Raw genomic sequence first — 17,234 nt, 5'->3', positions numbered from 1 at the left:
CGCCTTCAGGGGGACAGATAGACCATGGGACTCTTCGGCATACTGGTCGCACTCGCGCTGCTCATGTGGTTGGCTTATCGGGGATGGAGCGTCCTTCTGGTAGCCCCGGCAGCGGCGCTTCTGGCTGCCCTTATCTCTGGTGAGCCGCTGCTTGCCCACTGGACGCAGACTTTCATGGCCGGGGCTGCGCGTTTTGTCGCGCAATGGTTTCCAATGTTCCTGCTCGGTGGGTTGTTCGGCAAGCTCATGGACGACAGCGGTTCGATCACTGCGATTGCGCGCTTCCTGACCAAACAGCTGGGAGTAGGTCGAACGATGCTTGCGGTCGTGCTCGCCTCGGCCGTCGTCACCTATGGAGGGGTCAGTGTCTTTGTAGCCTTCTTCGTTCTCGTACCGATGGCGCGCGAGATGTTTAAAGCCGCGAACCTCCCGGCCCGGTTGATGCCGGCGACCATCGGTCTCGGTGCCTTCACGTTCACCATGTCGGTGATGCCGGGAACGCCCTCGGTCAACAACGCCATTCCGATGCCTTACTTCGGCACGACGACCTTCGCAGCGCCAGGGCTGAGTATCATCGCGTCGGCGATCATCTTCGCATTCGGCATGTGGTGGCTCGGCCGCGCTGAGGCGGCCGCGCGCAAGGCTGGCGAAGGTTATGGTGTCGATGCGGAAACCGCTCCCGCCCTTGATGAAATGATTCGCGAACAGGCGGCGCCGGCCGGCGACTTCGACCCGGCCGAGTTGCCGCATGGCAAGCGGGCCGAGAGTGGGCCTCCCTTCTTCCTAGCCGTGCTCCCCCTCGTCGTCGTTATCGTCACGAATTTCTTGATGTCGCTTATCGTTTTCCCGCGCCTCGACTTTTCGTTCCTGTCCGAGCCCCAGTGGGGCGGTACGACGATCGGAGCCGTGAGTGGCGTCTGGTCAGTTATCGTGGCTCTCGCGGCGGCAAACCTGACGGTCATTGTCATCAATTTTCGACGCTTGCCATCTCCTCGCGAAAGTCTGGACGCCGGTGCGAATTCTGCAGCCCTGCCGATGCTGATGATCGCCAGTCTTGTCGGCTTCGGCGCGGTCGTTGCCGCATTGCCGGCGTTTGCGACGGTTCGCGATGCGGTATTCTCGATTCAGGGAGGACCGCTGGTCTCGCTGTCCGTCGCCATGAATGTGTTGGCGGGACTGACCGGTACCGCGTCCGGCGGGATGGCAATCGTCCTCAATGCTTTCGGCGGCGACTTCCTGCGCCTTGCCAGTGAGCACAACATCGATCCCGAATTGATGCACCGGATCACGACGATGAGCGCCGGGACGCTGGACGCTCTTCCCCATAATGGCACCGTGTTATTATTGCTGCAAATTAGTGGTCTGACCCACGGTGAAAGCTATTTGGACATGGTGATGACCGTGATCGTCAGTTGCGTTATCGCACTTGTTGCCGTCCTGATACTCGGTTCAGTTTTCGGGTCGTTTTGACGGCCGAGTTTCGGTAGCACCAGTGCCGAGACTGTCAGCATCAGCAAAGCTGCTATCATTCGTGGCATCCGGCTTTGGAATTTCAGCAAGTCGTGGCGTGCGCTGCTAGGCACCAACGCAACGCCAAGGACCGGATCGGCGGCGACTGAATATAGGAGCCCGGCAACGGCTACAGCCCCGGAATAACCCAAAAGAGCTCATCTCTCGGCGGGCGTGACCGCATGGTACATGCGTGGTTCGTATTCTTCCGCCGCAGATAACCATATTAACGAGACTATAAGCGCAACCCCTTGATAGATGACCGATCACTGAGCGGCATGAGCGACCATAGCATGAGCTTGTTTCCGGGAAACGGAGAGCCACTCACCTCGCTTGCAGGAGGCCGGATGAGACAAGGTCCGACATCTTCGGGCGCGGCTCTAGGGTTTATCCCGTACGCCCTCGGGGATTTGCCCGATTGCCACGCAGCCTAGCGCCGATATCTACAAAGCTTACTGGAAAAGGGCCTCGTTGCTTCCAGTGGAGTATGGTCCATGGCGGAATTGGTGATCGTCGGCTTCTCTGTCCCGAGCCCATCCGCCGAGCCCGAGCGATGGCATCGAGGCCGCGGGCACGATGACCAAACGGCCGACATGATGACCCGTGCCGTTCGGCAAAGGAGATCGATATGCTCACACGACGGATCCTCCTGAATTGGTTGGTCGGAGCGGCGGTGTCTATCCCGCTCGGCACGGTCGTATCGACCGACGCGGACGCTCAGCCCCGTCCCGAACGTCGCCCGCCGCCGCCCCGGCGTCCGGGAGGGCCTCCCCCGCCGCGGCGGCGGGAGCGGCGGCCACGACCCCGTCCCGGCTTCGTCTGGGTGCCGGGCCGCTGGGTCTGGAGCGCCCGCCGCGGCCGCTGGGTCTGGGTGTCCGGCCATTGGGTCCGCCGCAGAGGCAGGTGGTAGGCCGTCCGATGCAGCCGACACCGTCCTACGATTTGGACTGCATCCGCAAAGAGATGCTTTTTGACTGCCTGAACGAAGGTCGCTTTTGGCACTGGTCTGACGTAGGCCAAACTTCTGCAATAGGAGAGTGAAGCGGATTATGGCTCGCCCGGGCTTATGGACTGTGTTTGACCCGCAACGGACCCTGGCGTCTTTGCCCTGGAGGGACATCGCTTCCGGCATGTGCACTCCCGCGGGGACGTCGCCATCGGATCGTCTCGGTGGTATCCTTGACGCGCAGGGTTGCGATGTTGGATAGCCTGACGGTTCCAGGCCGTGCAGATTTCCCACAGCCGTAAACCAGCAGATCTCCTCAGGGAGAGACAGCCATGGCGACAGCTTGGGTGGAGCGGCGGCTGGCCGCGATCCTGGCCGCGGATGTCGTGGGCTACTCCCGCCTCGTCGAGCAGGACGAGGCCGGAACGCTGTCGGCCCTGAAGGCTCTTCGCCACGAGGTGATCGATCCACTGCTGGCCGAGCACCACGGCCGCCTCGTCAAGCTGATGGGTGATGGCGCGATCGCGGAGTTTGGCTCGGTGGTCGATGCCACGACCTGCGCGGTCGCCGTGCAGAAGGGCGTTGCCGAGCACCAGGCTGATGTGCGGCCCGAGCGCCGGATCGTGTTCCGCATCGGCGTCAACCTCGGCGACGTGGTGGTCGATGGCGAGGACTTGCTCGGTGACGGGGTCAACATCGCGGCGCGTCTGGAGCAGATCTGCGACCCGGGCGGGGTGATGATCTCCGGCACCACCTACGACCATCTCCGGGGCAAGCTCGACCTGCCGCTTGAGTTTGCCGGTGAGCAGCACGTCAAGAACATCGACAGACCGATCCGAACCTACCGGGTGCGGCTCGACGGGGCACAAGCGATGCTGCCCTCACGCGGCCGCCACCGGTGGCTTATGCGCGCCGCCGCCGCCCTGCTGATCCTTGGCCTCGGCACGGGCGCCTGGTTATGGCGGGGCGCGGACGTTCCGACTCCAGCCTCGCTGCGGCCCGGCATCGCGGTCCTGCCGTTTACGACGACAGCAGCGGACGAGGCCACGAACCGTCTCGCGAGCGGCCTGACCGACGACATCATCACCGATCTCGCCCGCCAGAACAGCTACGATGTGATCGCCCGGGCCTCGACCGAAGCCTACAGAGGCCGACCCATTGACGTGCGCCAGATCGGGCGTGATCTCGCCGTGCGCTTCGTCCTTGACGGCTCGATCCAGCGCGAAGGGGACCAACTCCGCGCCAGTGCCCGGCTGAGCGACACCACGACCGGGGCTCAGGTCTGGTCCAACCGCTGGGATCGCCCAGCCACGGATCTGTTCGCCATCCAGACGGACATCACCGAGCAGGTCATCAGTCAGTTCGAGATCCTCACCGGCCCGGTCAAGAGCCAGGTTCTGGCCGCCGCCAAGCGCAAGCATCCGAACAGCCTGACCGCCTATGAGCTCACCCTCCTCGCCGTCGAGAAGACCTTGAGCCCGACCCGGGAGGGCAATGCCGAGGCCATGGAGATCCTGAAGAAGGCGCTCGAGGTCGATCCCGACTACGCGAAAGCATGGGTGAATCTTGCCTGGGCGCATACGGAGGCGAGCAGTTTTGGCGCCGATGCCATGACATCGCGCGAGGCTGCCCTGAGCGCCGCACGGCGTGCGGTCCAGTTGGACGCCAGCGATGCCGAGGCGCATTCCGTGCTCGGCCACGTCCTCGGGACGAAAGGGGAATTCGACCAGGCCAAGGCGGCGTTTGAGACCGCCCTGCGGCTCAACCCGAGCTCGTTCTCGATCCTGGTCTACTACGTCGGCTGGGCCAGCACCTTCGGCGAACCCGAGCGCGGGGCTCTGCTGGCGGACCGGGCAATCCGGCTCAATCCCAGCTACAGGCCCTGGGCCAGCGGGTTCCTGCGTTACGCCTACTTCATGGCGGGCCGCTACAAGGATGCCCTTCAGGTGATGGAGCGGCAGATGCCCGACAACTATAGCAGGCTCGCCTGGGTGCAGAGGGCAGCGAGCTTCGCCATGCTGGGGCGGTCGGAGGAAGCACAGGCGACGCTTGGCGAGGCCTTGAAACGTCATCCCGACCTGACGATCGAGGGATTTGTCAGCGACCCGAGTTTCAACGGCACCGAACGCGAGCACATGATCAGGACGATGCGATCCACCGGCTTCCCGGCCTGCGCCACGCCCGAGGCACTTGCGCGCTTGGCGCAGCCGGTGCGCCTACCGGAGTGCGTCAAGTCATAGGGGATGTCGAGGATGGCCGGCGAGTGACGTGCCGCGAGGCTTGTGAATGGCAGGTTCTGGCACGAATCAGACCTTGTCCGAATTTCCGCATTGGCGGTGTGAACTGACCTACACAGGCATGAGGTCAATGGCTCGGGTTGACTCCGAGCGGACCTCGCCCTGGTTGGATCTCTTTCCTGATAACTGACCAATGCCGTTCGGCCGTGCGTTCGATGATTCCCGTCTTTCCCGAATTACGCACTCCAAGGCTGCGCAGGCTGATCCTCGACCTGGGCTCGTTCGAACCAAAGCGAGACGGTCACGGTGATCAGGCGCTCTTTGCTTTCGTTGCAGACCTCAACAATGACAACATGGTTCGAGGGTTCCAGCGGCATGGCCTTGGCGATCTCTCCGGCAAGGCCCACGGCGTGGGCTTTGGCAGAGCCCAGATCCTCGAACTCCTCGCCGGCACGATCAGGACGGAATCCCAGCCCCTCGCGGATGTCGAAAAAGTAGCGCGGCATGGCTGTGCATCCCTGGCGGATGGTAGCCATAACGCTCAGGTGAGCATTGTGTTCGCCGATCCAGATCGGCGCCTACCGGAAAATCATGCCCCTGATCGAGGCTCCGGCTGGGCGCCGTCGGCCTGAGCACGCCGTTCCTCTTCCTCCGCGAGCCCTTCAAGGCGCGCGGCGGTCTCAAGGAGTTGCTCGCGGGCCTCATCGACCGAGAGCTTCTGGACAATGGCCCGGATCTCCTGCGCCTGATGGCGATATTCAGCCGCCTTGTCATGACAGGGATGTTGCACGGCCTACAGCCTCCACCACAGCCCGAGATTATCCCTACAGCCAAGGGGGCGACGCCGGCGCGATAGGGGTTGGAGAGCCTCCCGATCGGCCGGCGTCGGGGCCTCGCGATCAAGGCCGTCCAGCGGACCAGGCCATGAGAGGCCACTGACCTCAGCCTACTCCCGCAAGCCGCCGCTTCGAAGCTCTCCTTTGGTTTAGGCCGCGTGCCCAATCCTCCGCAGATTGGACGGTATGGAGCGAGACCCCTTATCAGCGTGAGCGCCCTCTGTGAACCGATAAGGGTCCGGCGGGAGGCATGGCTTGGAGGCTGGATGGCCTTCTCATGGCACTTCTCGGAAGTAAGCCGACTGTCTGCATTTCTGCGGTGAGCAGACCTTAATTCGGTCCGCTCTATTTACTGGTTTGACCCACTCCGGACATTCCGGGACAGCAGCATAGATAAATCAGGTGGGCGTAGACTGGTTTCACGCCCACTCCACATGTCGCGCGGGATGCCCCAACCAACTCTTGCTCGGCCCCTCATCGATCAAGGGACTTCAGGATACCTCTACACCAATGGGCGCGGCGGCTGGCTGGCGAAGCCCTGATCGGACGGTGCAAGATCAGAATTTCTCCGGACCTGCCTCTCGGGGCTTCACGACTGACCTCGCGCCACTCACTCATCGCGCCGGCCCGGGCGACGGTCGCGTCTGAGGCCAGCAAGGGCACGGCAAACCGCTTGGTCGCCTGTTCGATCCGAGCCGCAACGTTGACCACGTCGCCCAACACCGTGAACTCCAATCGCCCCGATGCTCCCAGCACGCCGCAGAAAGCTATCCCCGTATGTAGGCCGATGCCCACCCGGATAGGCAGGCGGAAGCGCCGCTTCGCGTTCCAGCGCGCAATGAGCCGGACAATCTCCTTGGCACATCCGATGGCACGTTTGGCGTCATCCGGCCCTGGCTCGGGAACCCCGAAGATCAGGAGCGCACCATCTCCGATGAACTTGTCGACGATTCCGCCATATGCCTGCGCGGCTTGCATCACCCGGCGCCGGAAAGCCGAGACAAAGATCGATAACCGTTCCGGATCCATGTGCTCGGCCAGGGCGGTCGAGTCCCGAAGGTCGACGAACAACACGGTGATCTCCTGCCGTCGGCCACTCCGCCAGGCATCGAGAGTGCGCCCCACCATGAGAGGAGCGATCTCGGCCGGCAGAAACCGCGCCAGGCTCGCCCGCTCATCGGCCTCCCTCACCGCACGATGCAGCAGGCGGCGGGCCCGCAGCGTGACCAGCGCAGTGATCGCGCCGGTCAGGGCCAGGATAAGGGTTCGGGTCAGGTTGGCCGGAAGGGAGAGTAGATCGGCGGCGCCGGAGGCCGCGAGCATTGCTTCCTCCGCAGGTCGCAGGAAGGTGCTCGTCTCGAAATCTGCGGCGACCAGCCCGAGTCCGATCACCAGCAGTCCCGTGGCCCACAGTTGAACGCCTGGACGATAGCGGAAGGCCCCAGTGGCGAGGATGAGAGGCGCGGCCCAGATGGCCGGAACGGCGGCGATCCAATTGCCCACGAGGTGGGCGTCACGGAGCGTGACTCCGACCAGCAGGAGGATGATGGCGGCGTCCCCGGACGTGGACGCGAATGCCATCCATGGCGCGTACCAACCGGTGCGCACGAGCACGAGGGATGCCACACCAAGTGCCAGTAACGCGCCCACGGCCAGCCCGGCCAGTCCGAGCCGCCGCAGAATGTCGAGGTCGCCGGCGACCACCGCGATCCGGCTCGAGATCAACAGGCTTCCCACCAACGCCAGGGCGAGCGCGATGCGAACCCAGGCCGTGGTGAGTTCCGCCTCATTCTCCGCATCCCTCAGAAGGGGAGTGATGGCGTCTGCGTGGATGTCGTCCATGTGCATCACCATTCGCGAGGCCGATGAAGGTCTTGCATTGTGTCCGTCAGGGCTCAGCGCGTAAATCGGCTTCTGGCGGGGACTGCTGCTTGAGGCAGTGCGCAAGATCAACGCTCTCCCGGGCACCACGCCATGCGCAATGCTCAACGACAATCCTGGTGACCTGTGGCCCAGGTGCTGTCCTACGGCTTCTCAGGGGTTTACCTGATGGCGTCTCCTCGCGGCCCTGATCGTCTCACGTCGACAACGCGAGGACAGAGCCTCCCTCAAGCCCCATCTGCGGGTGTGAGATTTGAGGTGCGGGAAGCACATCACGCCACTGGGTGGGGCAAGGGTTTTCCATCGGATTGCTGGAGGCTTTCACGTCGGCGGTTGAAGTCACCCGATCTACTCGACGCAAGAACGCGCAGGGAGAGCGGCGACCGCGGCACAAAGATGTTGCGTCGTCAGTTCAACCACGCGCGAGATGGCGATCCCAACCGCATCGCTTCCTGCTCGGACGCCAGGGCTTCTTGCAAGGCGAACCATCGGGCGTCAAGCTCGCGCAGGCGCGCTGCGGCGCGATCATAGGTCGCCGTCGCCACCTGCTCCTCTCGGAGAATGTCGTCCGTCAGGCTGGATCCCAGCTTGTCCCAGACGCGGCTCAAACCAAGAAGCGCTCGACCATATTCAAGCTCCGCGTGACAGAGTTCCTCATCTGCCCTGTCAAGGGCCGGCTGCGACACGAACGGGGTGGAGGAACGGGTGATAATCGGTTGCGGGGCAGGGGCCGGCACTCGGGCCCTTCGGGGATGGGTGCCGACCGAGCCAACTAAAAGCGCGCGGGACTGCTCGATGACACGATGTGAATCCGCGATGACTTTCTCGGCCCTTTTGAGTGACGTTCGTGTTTGCTCAAGACGCAGACGTGCGGCGCGGATCGTGCCGTTTGCGTTGTCCGGCCGGGTGCGGTGATCAATGTCTGCCGTGCTCATTCATGCCGCGCTTTCCCGAAAGGCCTCCCGTCGCCCTTTGTGGGACCAAGAGGTCCGGGGGATCAACCTATAATCGCGCGCGGCCGACAAAAGGAAACAGCCTGGCTGCGCCGCGTGCGGGAAAAAGGGATAGATCATCCCCACACATTGGCCCGGATTGTCTATTCACCTCAAGGGCGTTCAAGGGGCTGAGTTCTCGGACGACATCCGGCGGCCGCTTGCGGCCAGCCCGGTGGAGACGTGCAGAGGCGCAAGCCTCGACCCACCGCCATGCCAGCGGACTATCGCTGAGGCCCCATGAGGGTGAATGCGTGCTCGGCACAGAACATGTGGCTGTGAAGGTTCGCGATCCACTGGCGGCCCGCCGCCGTCACGTTCAGGTAGGCAATCGCTTCACTTAAGTGAGGCGAGACTTGGGTCCAGTAGAAGTCGGGAAATCGCTCGACCAAGTCGGCCGGGGAGGCGTAGCCGAGCTGCCGGTTGAGGCCGATCTCCTCGAATTCATAGAACAGGGCATTGGCCTTTTTCAGGTAAAGAGGGTCGCCGAGCTGCCCGATCAGGTCAGCCGCCTGGACCAGCCGCCCCTCCCGGTCCTCCGGCGCATCGGCGGAGGGCTGGCTCGTGGGGAAGCGGGTGAATTCGACCGCACGCGCCACCCGCTCGGCATCGAGCAACGGCGAGCCTGCCAGCCGCTCCATGACGAAGAGCTTGGAGCGGTCGACGTGATAGGGGGCGAGCGCCGCATCCGATGCCCCGCGCGGCAGCGTCACGGTTGCCCCATTCGCGTCCACCACGCAGCGGTCCTGCCCGTCGCCCTTCAGGATGCCGCGGACATAGCCGATGTCATGCAGCAGGCAGGCGACGATCAGGTGCGAGTAGTCGTCCGGCTCCAGGCGCTCGGTCAGGATCCGGCCGTGGAGGAGGTCCCGCCCGACCAGCGTGACCAGGAAGGTATGCTCGATGTTGTGGTAGAGGGCATCGCTCCGGCCGAGGCATTCCAGGGCCATGCGTGCGGCGCCGTCGAGGCGCTCGGCCTTGTCCTGTTGCGCCGAGCCGAACAGGCGGCGAAAGTCGCTTGCGATATGCCTCCCGAGCTCGTCAGCCATGATTGCCGGCATGGTCATCATGCAAGCCTCCCGGATGTAGGTCGTCCTCGGAAGGAGACTATAACCGAGTTTGCGCGGAAATCCCGCGACGCTTGATCCAAGGACGTCGATTCCTCCGATCACCCTACCGCAAGCCGACAATGTCGATCCCGTCGCTCGCACCGACCTCAGTTCCGACGGCCGCCTTGACATCGTCAAAGTCCCTGAAGAACCGCATCGTGCATCATGGTCATCGAGGCTACCGCCGCAGTCGCGACTTCTGCACCGAGCTCTCGTCGCGCGATGAACGCGACAATGCCCCTTCACCCTCGGGTTAAGCTGACGGTACGATCAGGCTCATGGGTCTGGGCTCAAGCGAGGAGGTCAGCGATGCCCCAGGAAGAGACCGCCATGTACTCGCATCTGAGAACACCACGGGCGGCTGCCGTTGCCGGCATCGTCTTTTCCGTCCTGTTGATCGTCATCTTTTGGATCTTCCGGAGCGCGGTTCCCGCCGATCCATTGGATCCTGGCACCTGGCTGGCCGATGGCTCCGGGCACGTGGCGTTGGCACTGAATCTCATTCCCTTTGCGGGCATCGCCTTCCTGTGGTTCATCGGCGTGCTGCGCGACCGCCTCGGTCCGAAGGAGGATCGCTTTTTCGCGACGGTGTTTCTGGGGAGCGGCCTGTTGTTCCTGGCGACCCTGTTCGTTGCGGCGACAATTGTCGGCGCCTTGCTGCTCATTGCTCCCTCTACCGAGATGACCGGAACGAGTCCCACTCCGACGTTCCGTCTCGGACGCGCGGTCGCCTACGTCCTGTTCAACGTCTATGCGATCAAGATGGCCGGCGTCTTCATGATCTCGACGTCCACGGTCGTGATCTACACCGCGATCGCCCCCCGATGGATGGCGGCGACCGGCTATGCGCTGGCTGCGCTGGTGCTTCTCGGTAGCTTCTATCTCAACTGGAGCATCATGGTCCTGCCCATCTGGGTACTGCTGATCAGCGTGCATATCCTGATCGATAACTTGCGCGGGCGAGACAGCAATCCCCATCCGCCATAGAGCAAGACCCTGGCGCATCATGAGGCGCGAAGAGCCGGGGTGCGTTTCCACGCAGAGCGCGAGGGAGTGCTCAAGCACCCGAGCCCCGAAGAGCGTTTCCCGCGCGGGCTCGATCCTGCTGCGGCAACCGACCGGGCATTGCCACGTTAGCAAGAGACCCCTTCGCGGGCGATCACAGCCCGCGCAGAGGCCGAAGACCAGCATCCAGAAGAGGAGCGGCAGATGTACAAGCTCGCTTTAGCTCTGTGTACCTGCGTAGCGATGGCAGCCTGTTCACCGACGACGACCGGAACCGCGGCGGGGGCCGCCACCGGGGCGGTGGTCGCCGGTCCCGTCGGCGCGGTGGTCGGCGGCGTCGGCGGCGCAGCCGTGGGTACCGCCGCAGGTGCCCGGACCGCCCAAGCTTCTCCGGGTTACTGCTACATGTACGACCCGAACGGCCGCATGATGATGGATGCGTCCGGGCAGCCGCGGCTCCGTCGCTGCTAGCGGATCGTGCGGAACCCGGCCCCTTGCTCTCAGGGCCGGACGTCGATCACTTGGTGGGCCGAAGGCCGTCCTGCTTAACGCTCTTCGGCCCGAATACTAGGATGCCAATGCCGCCACCCGCTTGGCTCGTGACCTGACCTTCGGTCGGCACGGCCCGATCAGGTCGGCGCGCACCGTGAAGGCGTCCGGTTCCGTCCGCTCCGGGGCCGGGGCGTCGTAGATGACAATCAGGCCCCCGGGACCTGCCTCCGGCCAGTGATCGATGCCCTCGGGGTGATCGGCGTGCAACCGATACGGCAGTTCGGCGACCGTCTCGATACGGTCTGGGGCGATGACGCCGGAGACGTCGTCGCGAACCGCATTCCGCCAGCGCAGCACGAAGGCCGGTCCTTCCAGGGACATCGTGGGCCCGACCAGCAGAAGGAGGTCGTCGCCGTCGAACCGCATGTCGCGGATGCCGAGACCGCGCGTGTCGAGCAGGTGCTTGCGGTAGCGCCGCTCACTCTCGATGCGGCGTGCCTTGAGCCGACCCGGTGCCTTCTCGGCGATCTCCAGATCGAGCACCACCGCGTGGCCCCGCAGTACCGGGCCACGCAGGCCGAGCCAGATCCGGTCGCCGCGCACCGCCAGCCCCTCGACGTCGAACCCGTTCTCCTTGGCGGAGATCGAGAGGAAGGGGCCGAGATGCGGATCCTCGGCGAGCCAACGGGTGAGGGCGCTGCTCCTCTTGTCGAACTTGATCCAGGCGGCTTGGCGCTTGCCGTTCGAGCGCGTCGGCATGAACAAGCCTGGCGCCTCCTCGACGAGTGGGATCCGGCCCAGGAAGTGCCGGTTCGGCTCGCGGTTCACCTGTTCCATCCGACGCAGGGCGTCATCGGCGTCGCTCTCGTCGCGCTTCGGCTTGCTGCGCTTGAGCGCATGCGAGCCAACGATCCAGAGAAAGCCGTCAACAACGCACAGACCTTCGATGTCCATTTCACCTTCGGCGCCGGCCGGCAGGTCAATGAGTCCGTCGAGAGCGAAATGCCGATGCTCGCCGAACCGGCCGTCCTTGATGCGCCGCAACCGCTCGACGCTCGCGGTCTCGTCGCAGGCGAGAAAGAGGCTGTTGCCGACACGCGCGACGGCGGACAGATCCTTGTGAAGCGGGTCCTTCAGGTGTTGCAGAGGCCGCCAGTCCGAAAAGGCGAGATCGACCTGTCCGAGAGGTTCGAAATGGCTGGCGTTGGGCATGGTCGTTCCCTCAAGTGGCGCTGACGAGCCTGACGAAAGGCAACCAACAACGGCTCGGCCGCGAGGGGACCGAACCGTCAAATAACCTAGGCCAAAACTGCTTGTGACAAGGGTGCGGTCGAGCCCGCACGGTTCTCCCCGCCGCCGTCGACCAGCCTTGTCGTCAGGTCGCCTCCGAAACATCCCATGCTGCCATCCTCTTGCCTGAGTCACTTCCGAGCAGCTTGCTAACAGCGATCGACGGGCGCAGTGTAGGCGTGAGCTTGATGGGAGAATTTCAGCCCCAGGGCTCGCCTTTGGTGTGCTCTAGGACCAAGCCTATCACTCAACCGGCAAGAGGTTGAGTGCTCATCGGGAGGCGCGAATGGAACAGATTCTAATCAATCTGATCGCAGGCGCAGTGGGAGGTGGAGCGGCGGGGAAAGCATCCCCTAACTTTGACCTGGGCACTGCCGGAAACCTTATCGCAGGCGCTGTCGGTGGCGGAGTTCTTGGACAGATCGTGGCCCTTGCAATGCCGGCCATCGGTGCATCCCTTGCAAGCGGCAATTTCAGTGTCGGGGGAGTCCTCGCCAACCTCGTCAGCGGCGGTGCTGGCGGGGCTATTTTGACCGTCCTTATCGGTGCACTCAAGAACAGGGCCGCTTGAGGAGCGCCCTGCTCAAGCGAGTTAGACTTATGCATTCGCCCGTGCCCTCCGCAAACGGGCTCCTGCACTTGTGCTCCTGCCGATCGGATCACCCGCGGCAGGCAAGGGTGGCGACCAGGTCTTCACGACCTATCCCGATATCTCGGTGGCCTTTGCTACCGAATTCCGAAGCATCCGGTCCACGAAACTCGCTGACCGGAAGGGGCATTCCACGGAAGGCAATCGGAGGTTTTCGATGACCAGTGCCGACGATGTGGGAAAGACGATCCTGCGCAACAAACTCCTCGGCAGGTGGGCCGCCGAGAAACTGGGAATGACGGGCCGCGATGCGGAGGTCTATTCGGATGCCCTCGCCAGGGGCACGGTCGATCCGGAGCGCAGCGACGTGTTCGGCAAAATCCGCAAGGACTTTGACGCCGCGGGCGTGGTCGAGTCAGACGAACGGATCCTGCACGTCATGACCGAGTTCATGCTCAAGGCCGGGAACCTGATGCCGACAGCGCAGGGGGATTCCCTCGATGCCGCGGCGGTGACGCTCGCGCGCAAACTCATGTTGCCATGAAGGTGGCGGTCCGTTTCCCGTAGAGCGATGCCCAGTTCGCGGCTCCCGAAGGTGTCGTTGCAGATCCCGCGTGATTGATTTGCCGAGGAGGAGGCGTCAGTCGGTGGACGCGAGTCCGAACCGGAGCTCGAGACGCAACCTGTCAGTAGAGCACTTGCCATAAGCGCGGTGATAATCGTCTGTGTGGAAACGCGTTGATCGATCGTTGGATACCCGAGCGGCTCACCAGGCAAGGACCATCGTCTATGCGCTAGCGGACATTCCGAAGGTCGCAGGACGGTCGAAAGCGATCAGGACCTTCGGGCCAGAAGACGCACCGTCCCTGTTTTCGGGGCTCGTGCCGTGCAGAGATGCACTATGGATCAGGCCGGGAAGCGGTGAGCTGAAACACCGCTTAGCCGACGCCGAGAACAGGAACGTCCTTCTCCAGACCCTGCCGACTCTACAGCACCCTCTTCAACAATCTGGATGCTGGCGTCGCCAACCTGGAGTCTTGCGTGACGATAAAGGTCGCCTCGTCGACCTTCCAGGGATCGCCACCCGCACCATCGCTCAGACTCCAAGAACGGGCCTGTTGTTTGCGCTGCCCGCACCGGCAGCGCCAAGACGACCAGGGCTGCCGGGGCTGGCGCCGTTGCTAGGCCGGCAGGACGACCACCTTCGTCTTGACCGAGGTTCGGTCGTAAAGGTGCATCATGTCCTGCGTGAGGAGGCCGACGCAGCCGCTGGTGATGCCGTTGCCGATCGATTCGGCGTCGAGGCTGGCATAGATCGTGTAGAGCGTGTAGGCGCCGTTCTGATAGAGATAGAGCGTGCGGGCGCCGAGCGGATTGTCGAGGCCGCCCGGCATGCCGCGGGCCCATTTGGCCGCCTCGGGCTGGCGCTTGATCATCTCCTTGGGCGGGGTCCAGGTCGCCCATTCGCCCTTGCGCCCGACATACGCGTCACCGCTCCACCGGAATCCGTCGCGGCCGACATTGGCGCCATAGCGGGTGGCGTTTCCGTCCTCCTCGATGCGGTAGACGTAGTAATTGCCGGGATCGACGATGATCGTACCGGGCGCCTCTTTGGTGTCGTAGCGAACGGTCCGGCGATAATATTTCGGATCGACCTTGCTGACATCGATCGCCGGGATCGGGAATTTCTCATCGGGCACCGGCCCGTAGACCTTCGCCGCCTCAGCGAGGCTCATGCCGTCGGATGTCACGCAGCCGGCCAGCCCCAGCGCGCCGACACTGGCGGCCGAGCCGGCCAGAAACGACCGGCGGCTGAGAAGCCCCGTCCGAGGCCCGGGCAAGGCTGCCTTGTCCATCTCTCCAGCATCGGCATTCCTACCGTCCATGATCATGATGGCAGTTTCCCTTGTCCTGTTGCCCGACGAGACAATGCTCCGGCATACACCCGCTGAACGTCTTGTTGAGCTTAAGATTGCCGTCACACGGCTCGATTGGCAAGCCCGGGCCTCCGCTGCGCGGGGCTTGCCATACACCAAAGTCGGTAACGTCCACGCGGTCTCACGTCGCGTGGCGCTCGGCGTGGCCCCATCTGATCGCCCCCTAAAGCCGGGCCGATCGCCACCATCCCGATGCACTCAAGGCGCTCGCGTTGAATATCTGACCCGCGGGCCGTCATCGGCCCAATCTATCGATTCCGCGGGACGTGCTGGGTCGGCTCGATTCCGACCAATGCTATGGTCTGCAAATGGCACTTTCCGGACCTGAGTTTTATGGTCAGGGGAGGGGCTTAAGGTGGACGTCTTGGAAGGGCGGGGAATTTCCCTCGCCCTCGACTCCATCAGGATCCTGCAATGTTGTCGATCCACCGGCCAAATAGGTGTGGCCCAAGGACGATCCGTGATGTGAATCCGGTTTGCCGTCAAAAAATGCGGCAAACCAAGGAGAAGAGACGATTCCACGTCAGCGGAAATAGCTCTAGCACGGACGTAATCATCATCAGCCAGTAGAGCAAACTTCTCCTGTCCGCAGGTCTCGGAGAAGATTTTGCTCGCCCGATGCGTTCTAAAAAAAGAACATTTCAGTTGCTTTAACGGACATTTCGGCACGATAATCCATCAGTCATTCAGCTCGAAGCCCAATCGTGCAGGGGATTTATCGTGACACTCGAAACTCGCTTCAGACGCAAAATCGGCCCTGCGGCCTTGGTGGGGGCCACATTCCTCGCAGGCTTCTCGATATGGAGTACCGGCGCAGTGGCCGCCGGATCCGAGGGCGCGCCCGTGAAGGGGGGCACGCTTGTCTACCTTGAGCAGCAGGCCCATACCAATCTCTATCCGCCGGCGGGCGGATTTTATCCCAATGGTGGCATCCTCAACCAGATCACCGACAAGCTGACCTATCAGAATCCGAAGACGCTCGAGATCGAGCCCTGGATCGCTGAGTCATGGACGGTGAATGCGGATGCGACGGAATACACCTTCAAGATCCGAAAGGGCGTGACATTCTCCGACGGCACGCCGCTCGATGCTGCCGCTGTCGCCAAGAACTACGACACGTTCGGGCGCGGCAACAAGGACCTGAAGCTGCCGATTTCGGAGGTGATCAACAACTACGACCGCAGCGAGGTCATCGACCCGCAGACGGTCAAGTTCACCTTCAAGAAGCCGTCCCCCGGCTTCCTGCAGGGCACCTCCGTGATCGGCTCCGGTCTCGTCTCCCTGAAGACGCTTGCGCTGCCCTATGAGACGCTGGGCGATGCCACGAAGATCATCGGCTCGGGTCCCTTCGTCGTTGCCAGCGAGACGCTTGGGCGTGAACTCACGCTGAAAGCGCGTCCCGACTACAATTGGGGACCGGCCAAACTCGAGCACCAGGGCCGCGCCTATCTCGACGAGATCAAATATCTCGTCACCCCCGAAGACAGCGTGCGCATCGGCGCGTTTGTGGCAGGGCAGGCCGATGTCATTCGCCAGATCCAGGCTTATGACGAAAAGCAGGTCGAGGATGAAGGATATCTCATCTACGCGCCCTCGACCCGCGGTGTGAACAACAGCGTCGTCTTCCGTCCCGACAATCCGCTCGTCGCCGATGTCCGCGTTCGCCGCGCGCTGCTGCAGGCCACCAATACGGATGAGATCGTTGCGACACTGTTCTCGACCAATTACCCGAAGGCGACATCGATCATCGCCAAGACGGCGCTCGGCTATATCGACCTCTCGCCGAAGCTTTCCTACGACCTTGCGAAGGCCAAGCAACTGCTTGACGAGGCGGGCTGGAAGGTCGGCGCGAACGGCCGGAGGCAGAAGGATGGCCAGACGCTGGAACTGTCGGCCTACGAATCCCTGCCGCAGCCGCAGAACAAGGAGACGTTGCAGCTGGTCGCGCAGCAATGGGAAAAGGTCGGCGTGAAGCTCAATGTTCTCACCGCCGACTCAGGCAGCGCAACGGTGAACAATCTCGATCCCGCCAAAGCGCCAGTTTCGCCGGCCATGGTCGGTCGCGCCGATCCCGACGTGATCAAGAGCCAGTATTACCCGACGAACCGCAACGTCCTCCTGCAGAAGGGCGGGAACAGCGACAAGGTGCAGTCCTTCGCCGACGAGCGGCTGAATGCACTCCTGGATCAGCTTGCCTCCGAGCCGGACCGCACCAAGCGTCTCGCGGTTGCGGGCGAAGTCCAGAACTACGTGGTCGACCAGGCCTATGCCATCCCGATCTTCGAGGAACCCCAGGCCTTCGCAGCCGCTCCTTACGTGAAGGGCGTGTCCTTCGAAGCCGTCGGTCGTCCCAGCTTCTACAGCACCTGGCTGGCGCCCCGCCGTTAAGGGCCGCGTAGAGCCGGCCGGGC

14 protein-coding genes are annotated in these 17,234 nt (G+C 63.2%); 7 read left to right on the top strand and 7 right to left on the bottom strand.

From position 1 onward, the window contains the following. The first annotated feature begins 24 nt into the window (after positions 1–24). From JO965_RS15870 to JO965_RS15860, 3 genes are all read left to right on the top strand, one after another. Positions 25–1,470 carry a GntP family permease gene (locus JO965_RS15870; protein WP_203439830.1) on the top strand — a complete coding sequence of 482 codons (1,446 nt, stop codon included), beginning with the start codon at positions 25–27 and terminating at the stop codon, positions 1,468–1,470. Between the two features lie 667 nt (positions 1,471–2,137). Beyond that, positions 2,138–2,419, top strand: a complete 282-nt coding sequence (locus JO965_RS15865; RefSeq protein WP_203439829.1) for a YXWGXW repeat-containing protein — start codon at positions 2,138–2,140, stop codon at positions 2,417–2,419. A 368-nt stretch (positions 2,420–2,787) separates the two neighbouring features. Continuing rightward, positions 2,788–4,695 (top strand): adenylate/guanylate cyclase domain-containing protein, encoded by a 1,908-nt coding sequence (locus JO965_RS15860; RefSeq protein WP_203439828.1) that lies wholly within the window; start codon positions 2,788–2,790, stop codon positions 4,693–4,695. 233 nt (positions 4,696–4,928) lie between these two features. On the opposite strand, the gene JO965_RS15855 is transcribed toward JO965_RS15860, so the two are convergent. The 5 genes from JO965_RS15855 to JO965_RS15835 all read right to left on the bottom strand — a co-directional run bounded on the left by JO965_RS15855 (position 4,929) and on the right by JO965_RS15835 (position 9,471). Beyond that, on the bottom strand, positions 4,929–5,198 hold the full coding sequence (locus JO965_RS15855; protein WP_203439827.1) for a hypothetical protein: 270 nt from the start codon (positions 5,196–5,198) through the stop codon (positions 4,929–4,931). Positions 5,199–5,281: 83 nt separating this feature from the next. Further along, on the bottom strand, positions 5,282–5,482 hold the full coding sequence (locus tag JO965_RS15850; RefSeq protein ID WP_203439826.1) for a hypothetical protein: 201 nt from the start codon (positions 5,480–5,482) through the stop codon (positions 5,282–5,284). A 520-nt stretch (positions 5,483–6,002) separates the two neighbouring features. Beyond that, positions 6,003–7,370 (bottom strand): adenylate/guanylate cyclase domain-containing protein, encoded by a 1,368-nt coding sequence (locus tag JO965_RS15845; RefSeq protein ID WP_246776580.1) that lies wholly within the window; start codon positions 7,368–7,370, stop codon positions 6,003–6,005. A 446-nt stretch (positions 7,371–7,816) separates the two neighbouring features. After that, positions 7,817–8,344: a hypothetical protein gene (locus JO965_RS15840; protein WP_203439825.1), complete on the bottom strand. Its 528-nt coding sequence runs from the start codon at positions 8,342–8,344 to the stop codon at positions 7,817–7,819. A gap of 281 nt (positions 8,345–8,625) precedes the next feature. Continuing rightward, positions 8,626–9,471, bottom strand: coding sequence for an HD domain-containing protein (locus JO965_RS15835; protein WP_203439824.1), 846 nt, complete (start codon positions 9,469–9,471; stop codon positions 8,626–8,628). Between the two features lie 348 nt (positions 9,472–9,819). Between JO965_RS15835 and JO965_RS15830 the strand changes: the two genes are divergently transcribed. After that, entirely contained in the window at positions 9,820–10,497 is a 678-nt protein-coding gene (locus tag JO965_RS15830; RefSeq protein WP_203439823.1) for a hypothetical protein, read from the top strand. A 585-nt stretch (positions 10,498–11,082) separates the two neighbouring features. Here JO965_RS15830 and JO965_RS15825 read toward each other — a convergent pair. Next, positions 11,083–12,219, bottom strand: coding sequence for a DUF3616 domain-containing protein (locus tag JO965_RS15825; RefSeq protein WP_203439822.1), 1,137 nt, complete (start codon positions 12,217–12,219; stop codon positions 11,083–11,085). 364 nt (positions 12,220–12,583) lie between these two features. Between JO965_RS15825 and JO965_RS15820 the strand changes: the two genes are divergently transcribed. After that, a complete protein-coding gene (locus JO965_RS15820) occupies positions 12,584–12,868 on the top strand; it encodes a hypothetical protein (protein ID WP_203439821.1) in 285 nt (94 codons plus the stop codon). A 235-nt stretch (positions 12,869–13,103) separates the two neighbouring features. After that, complete coding sequence (locus JO965_RS15815; protein ID WP_203439820.1) at positions 13,104–13,430, top strand: ATPase inhibitor subunit zeta; 327 nt, start codon at positions 13,104–13,106, stop codon at positions 13,428–13,430. 637 nt (positions 13,431–14,067) lie between these two features. Here JO965_RS15815 and JO965_RS15810 read toward each other — a convergent pair. Further along, complete coding sequence (locus JO965_RS15810; RefSeq protein ID WP_203439819.1) at positions 14,068–14,778, bottom strand: L,D-transpeptidase; 711 nt, start codon at positions 14,776–14,778, stop codon at positions 14,068–14,070. A gap of 765 nt (positions 14,779–15,543) precedes the next feature. On the opposite strand from JO965_RS15810, the gene JO965_RS15805 reads away from it, so the two are divergent. After that, positions 15,544–17,211 carry a TIGR04028 family ABC transporter substrate-binding protein gene (locus tag JO965_RS15805; protein ID WP_203439818.1) on the top strand — a complete coding sequence of 556 codons (1,668 nt, stop codon included), beginning with the start codon at positions 15,544–15,546 and terminating at the stop codon, positions 17,209–17,211. Positions 17,212–17,234 lie beyond the last annotated feature (23 nt).

Origin of the sequence: Microvirga sp. VF16 (assembly GCF_016864375.1) — a bacterium.
In the GTDB taxonomy this organism is placed as follows: domain Bacteria; phylum Pseudomonadota; class Alphaproteobacteria; order Rhizobiales; family Beijerinckiaceae; genus Microvirga.
Note: the sequence above shows the minus strand (reverse complement) of the source record. Positions and strands in the feature narration are given on the sequence as shown.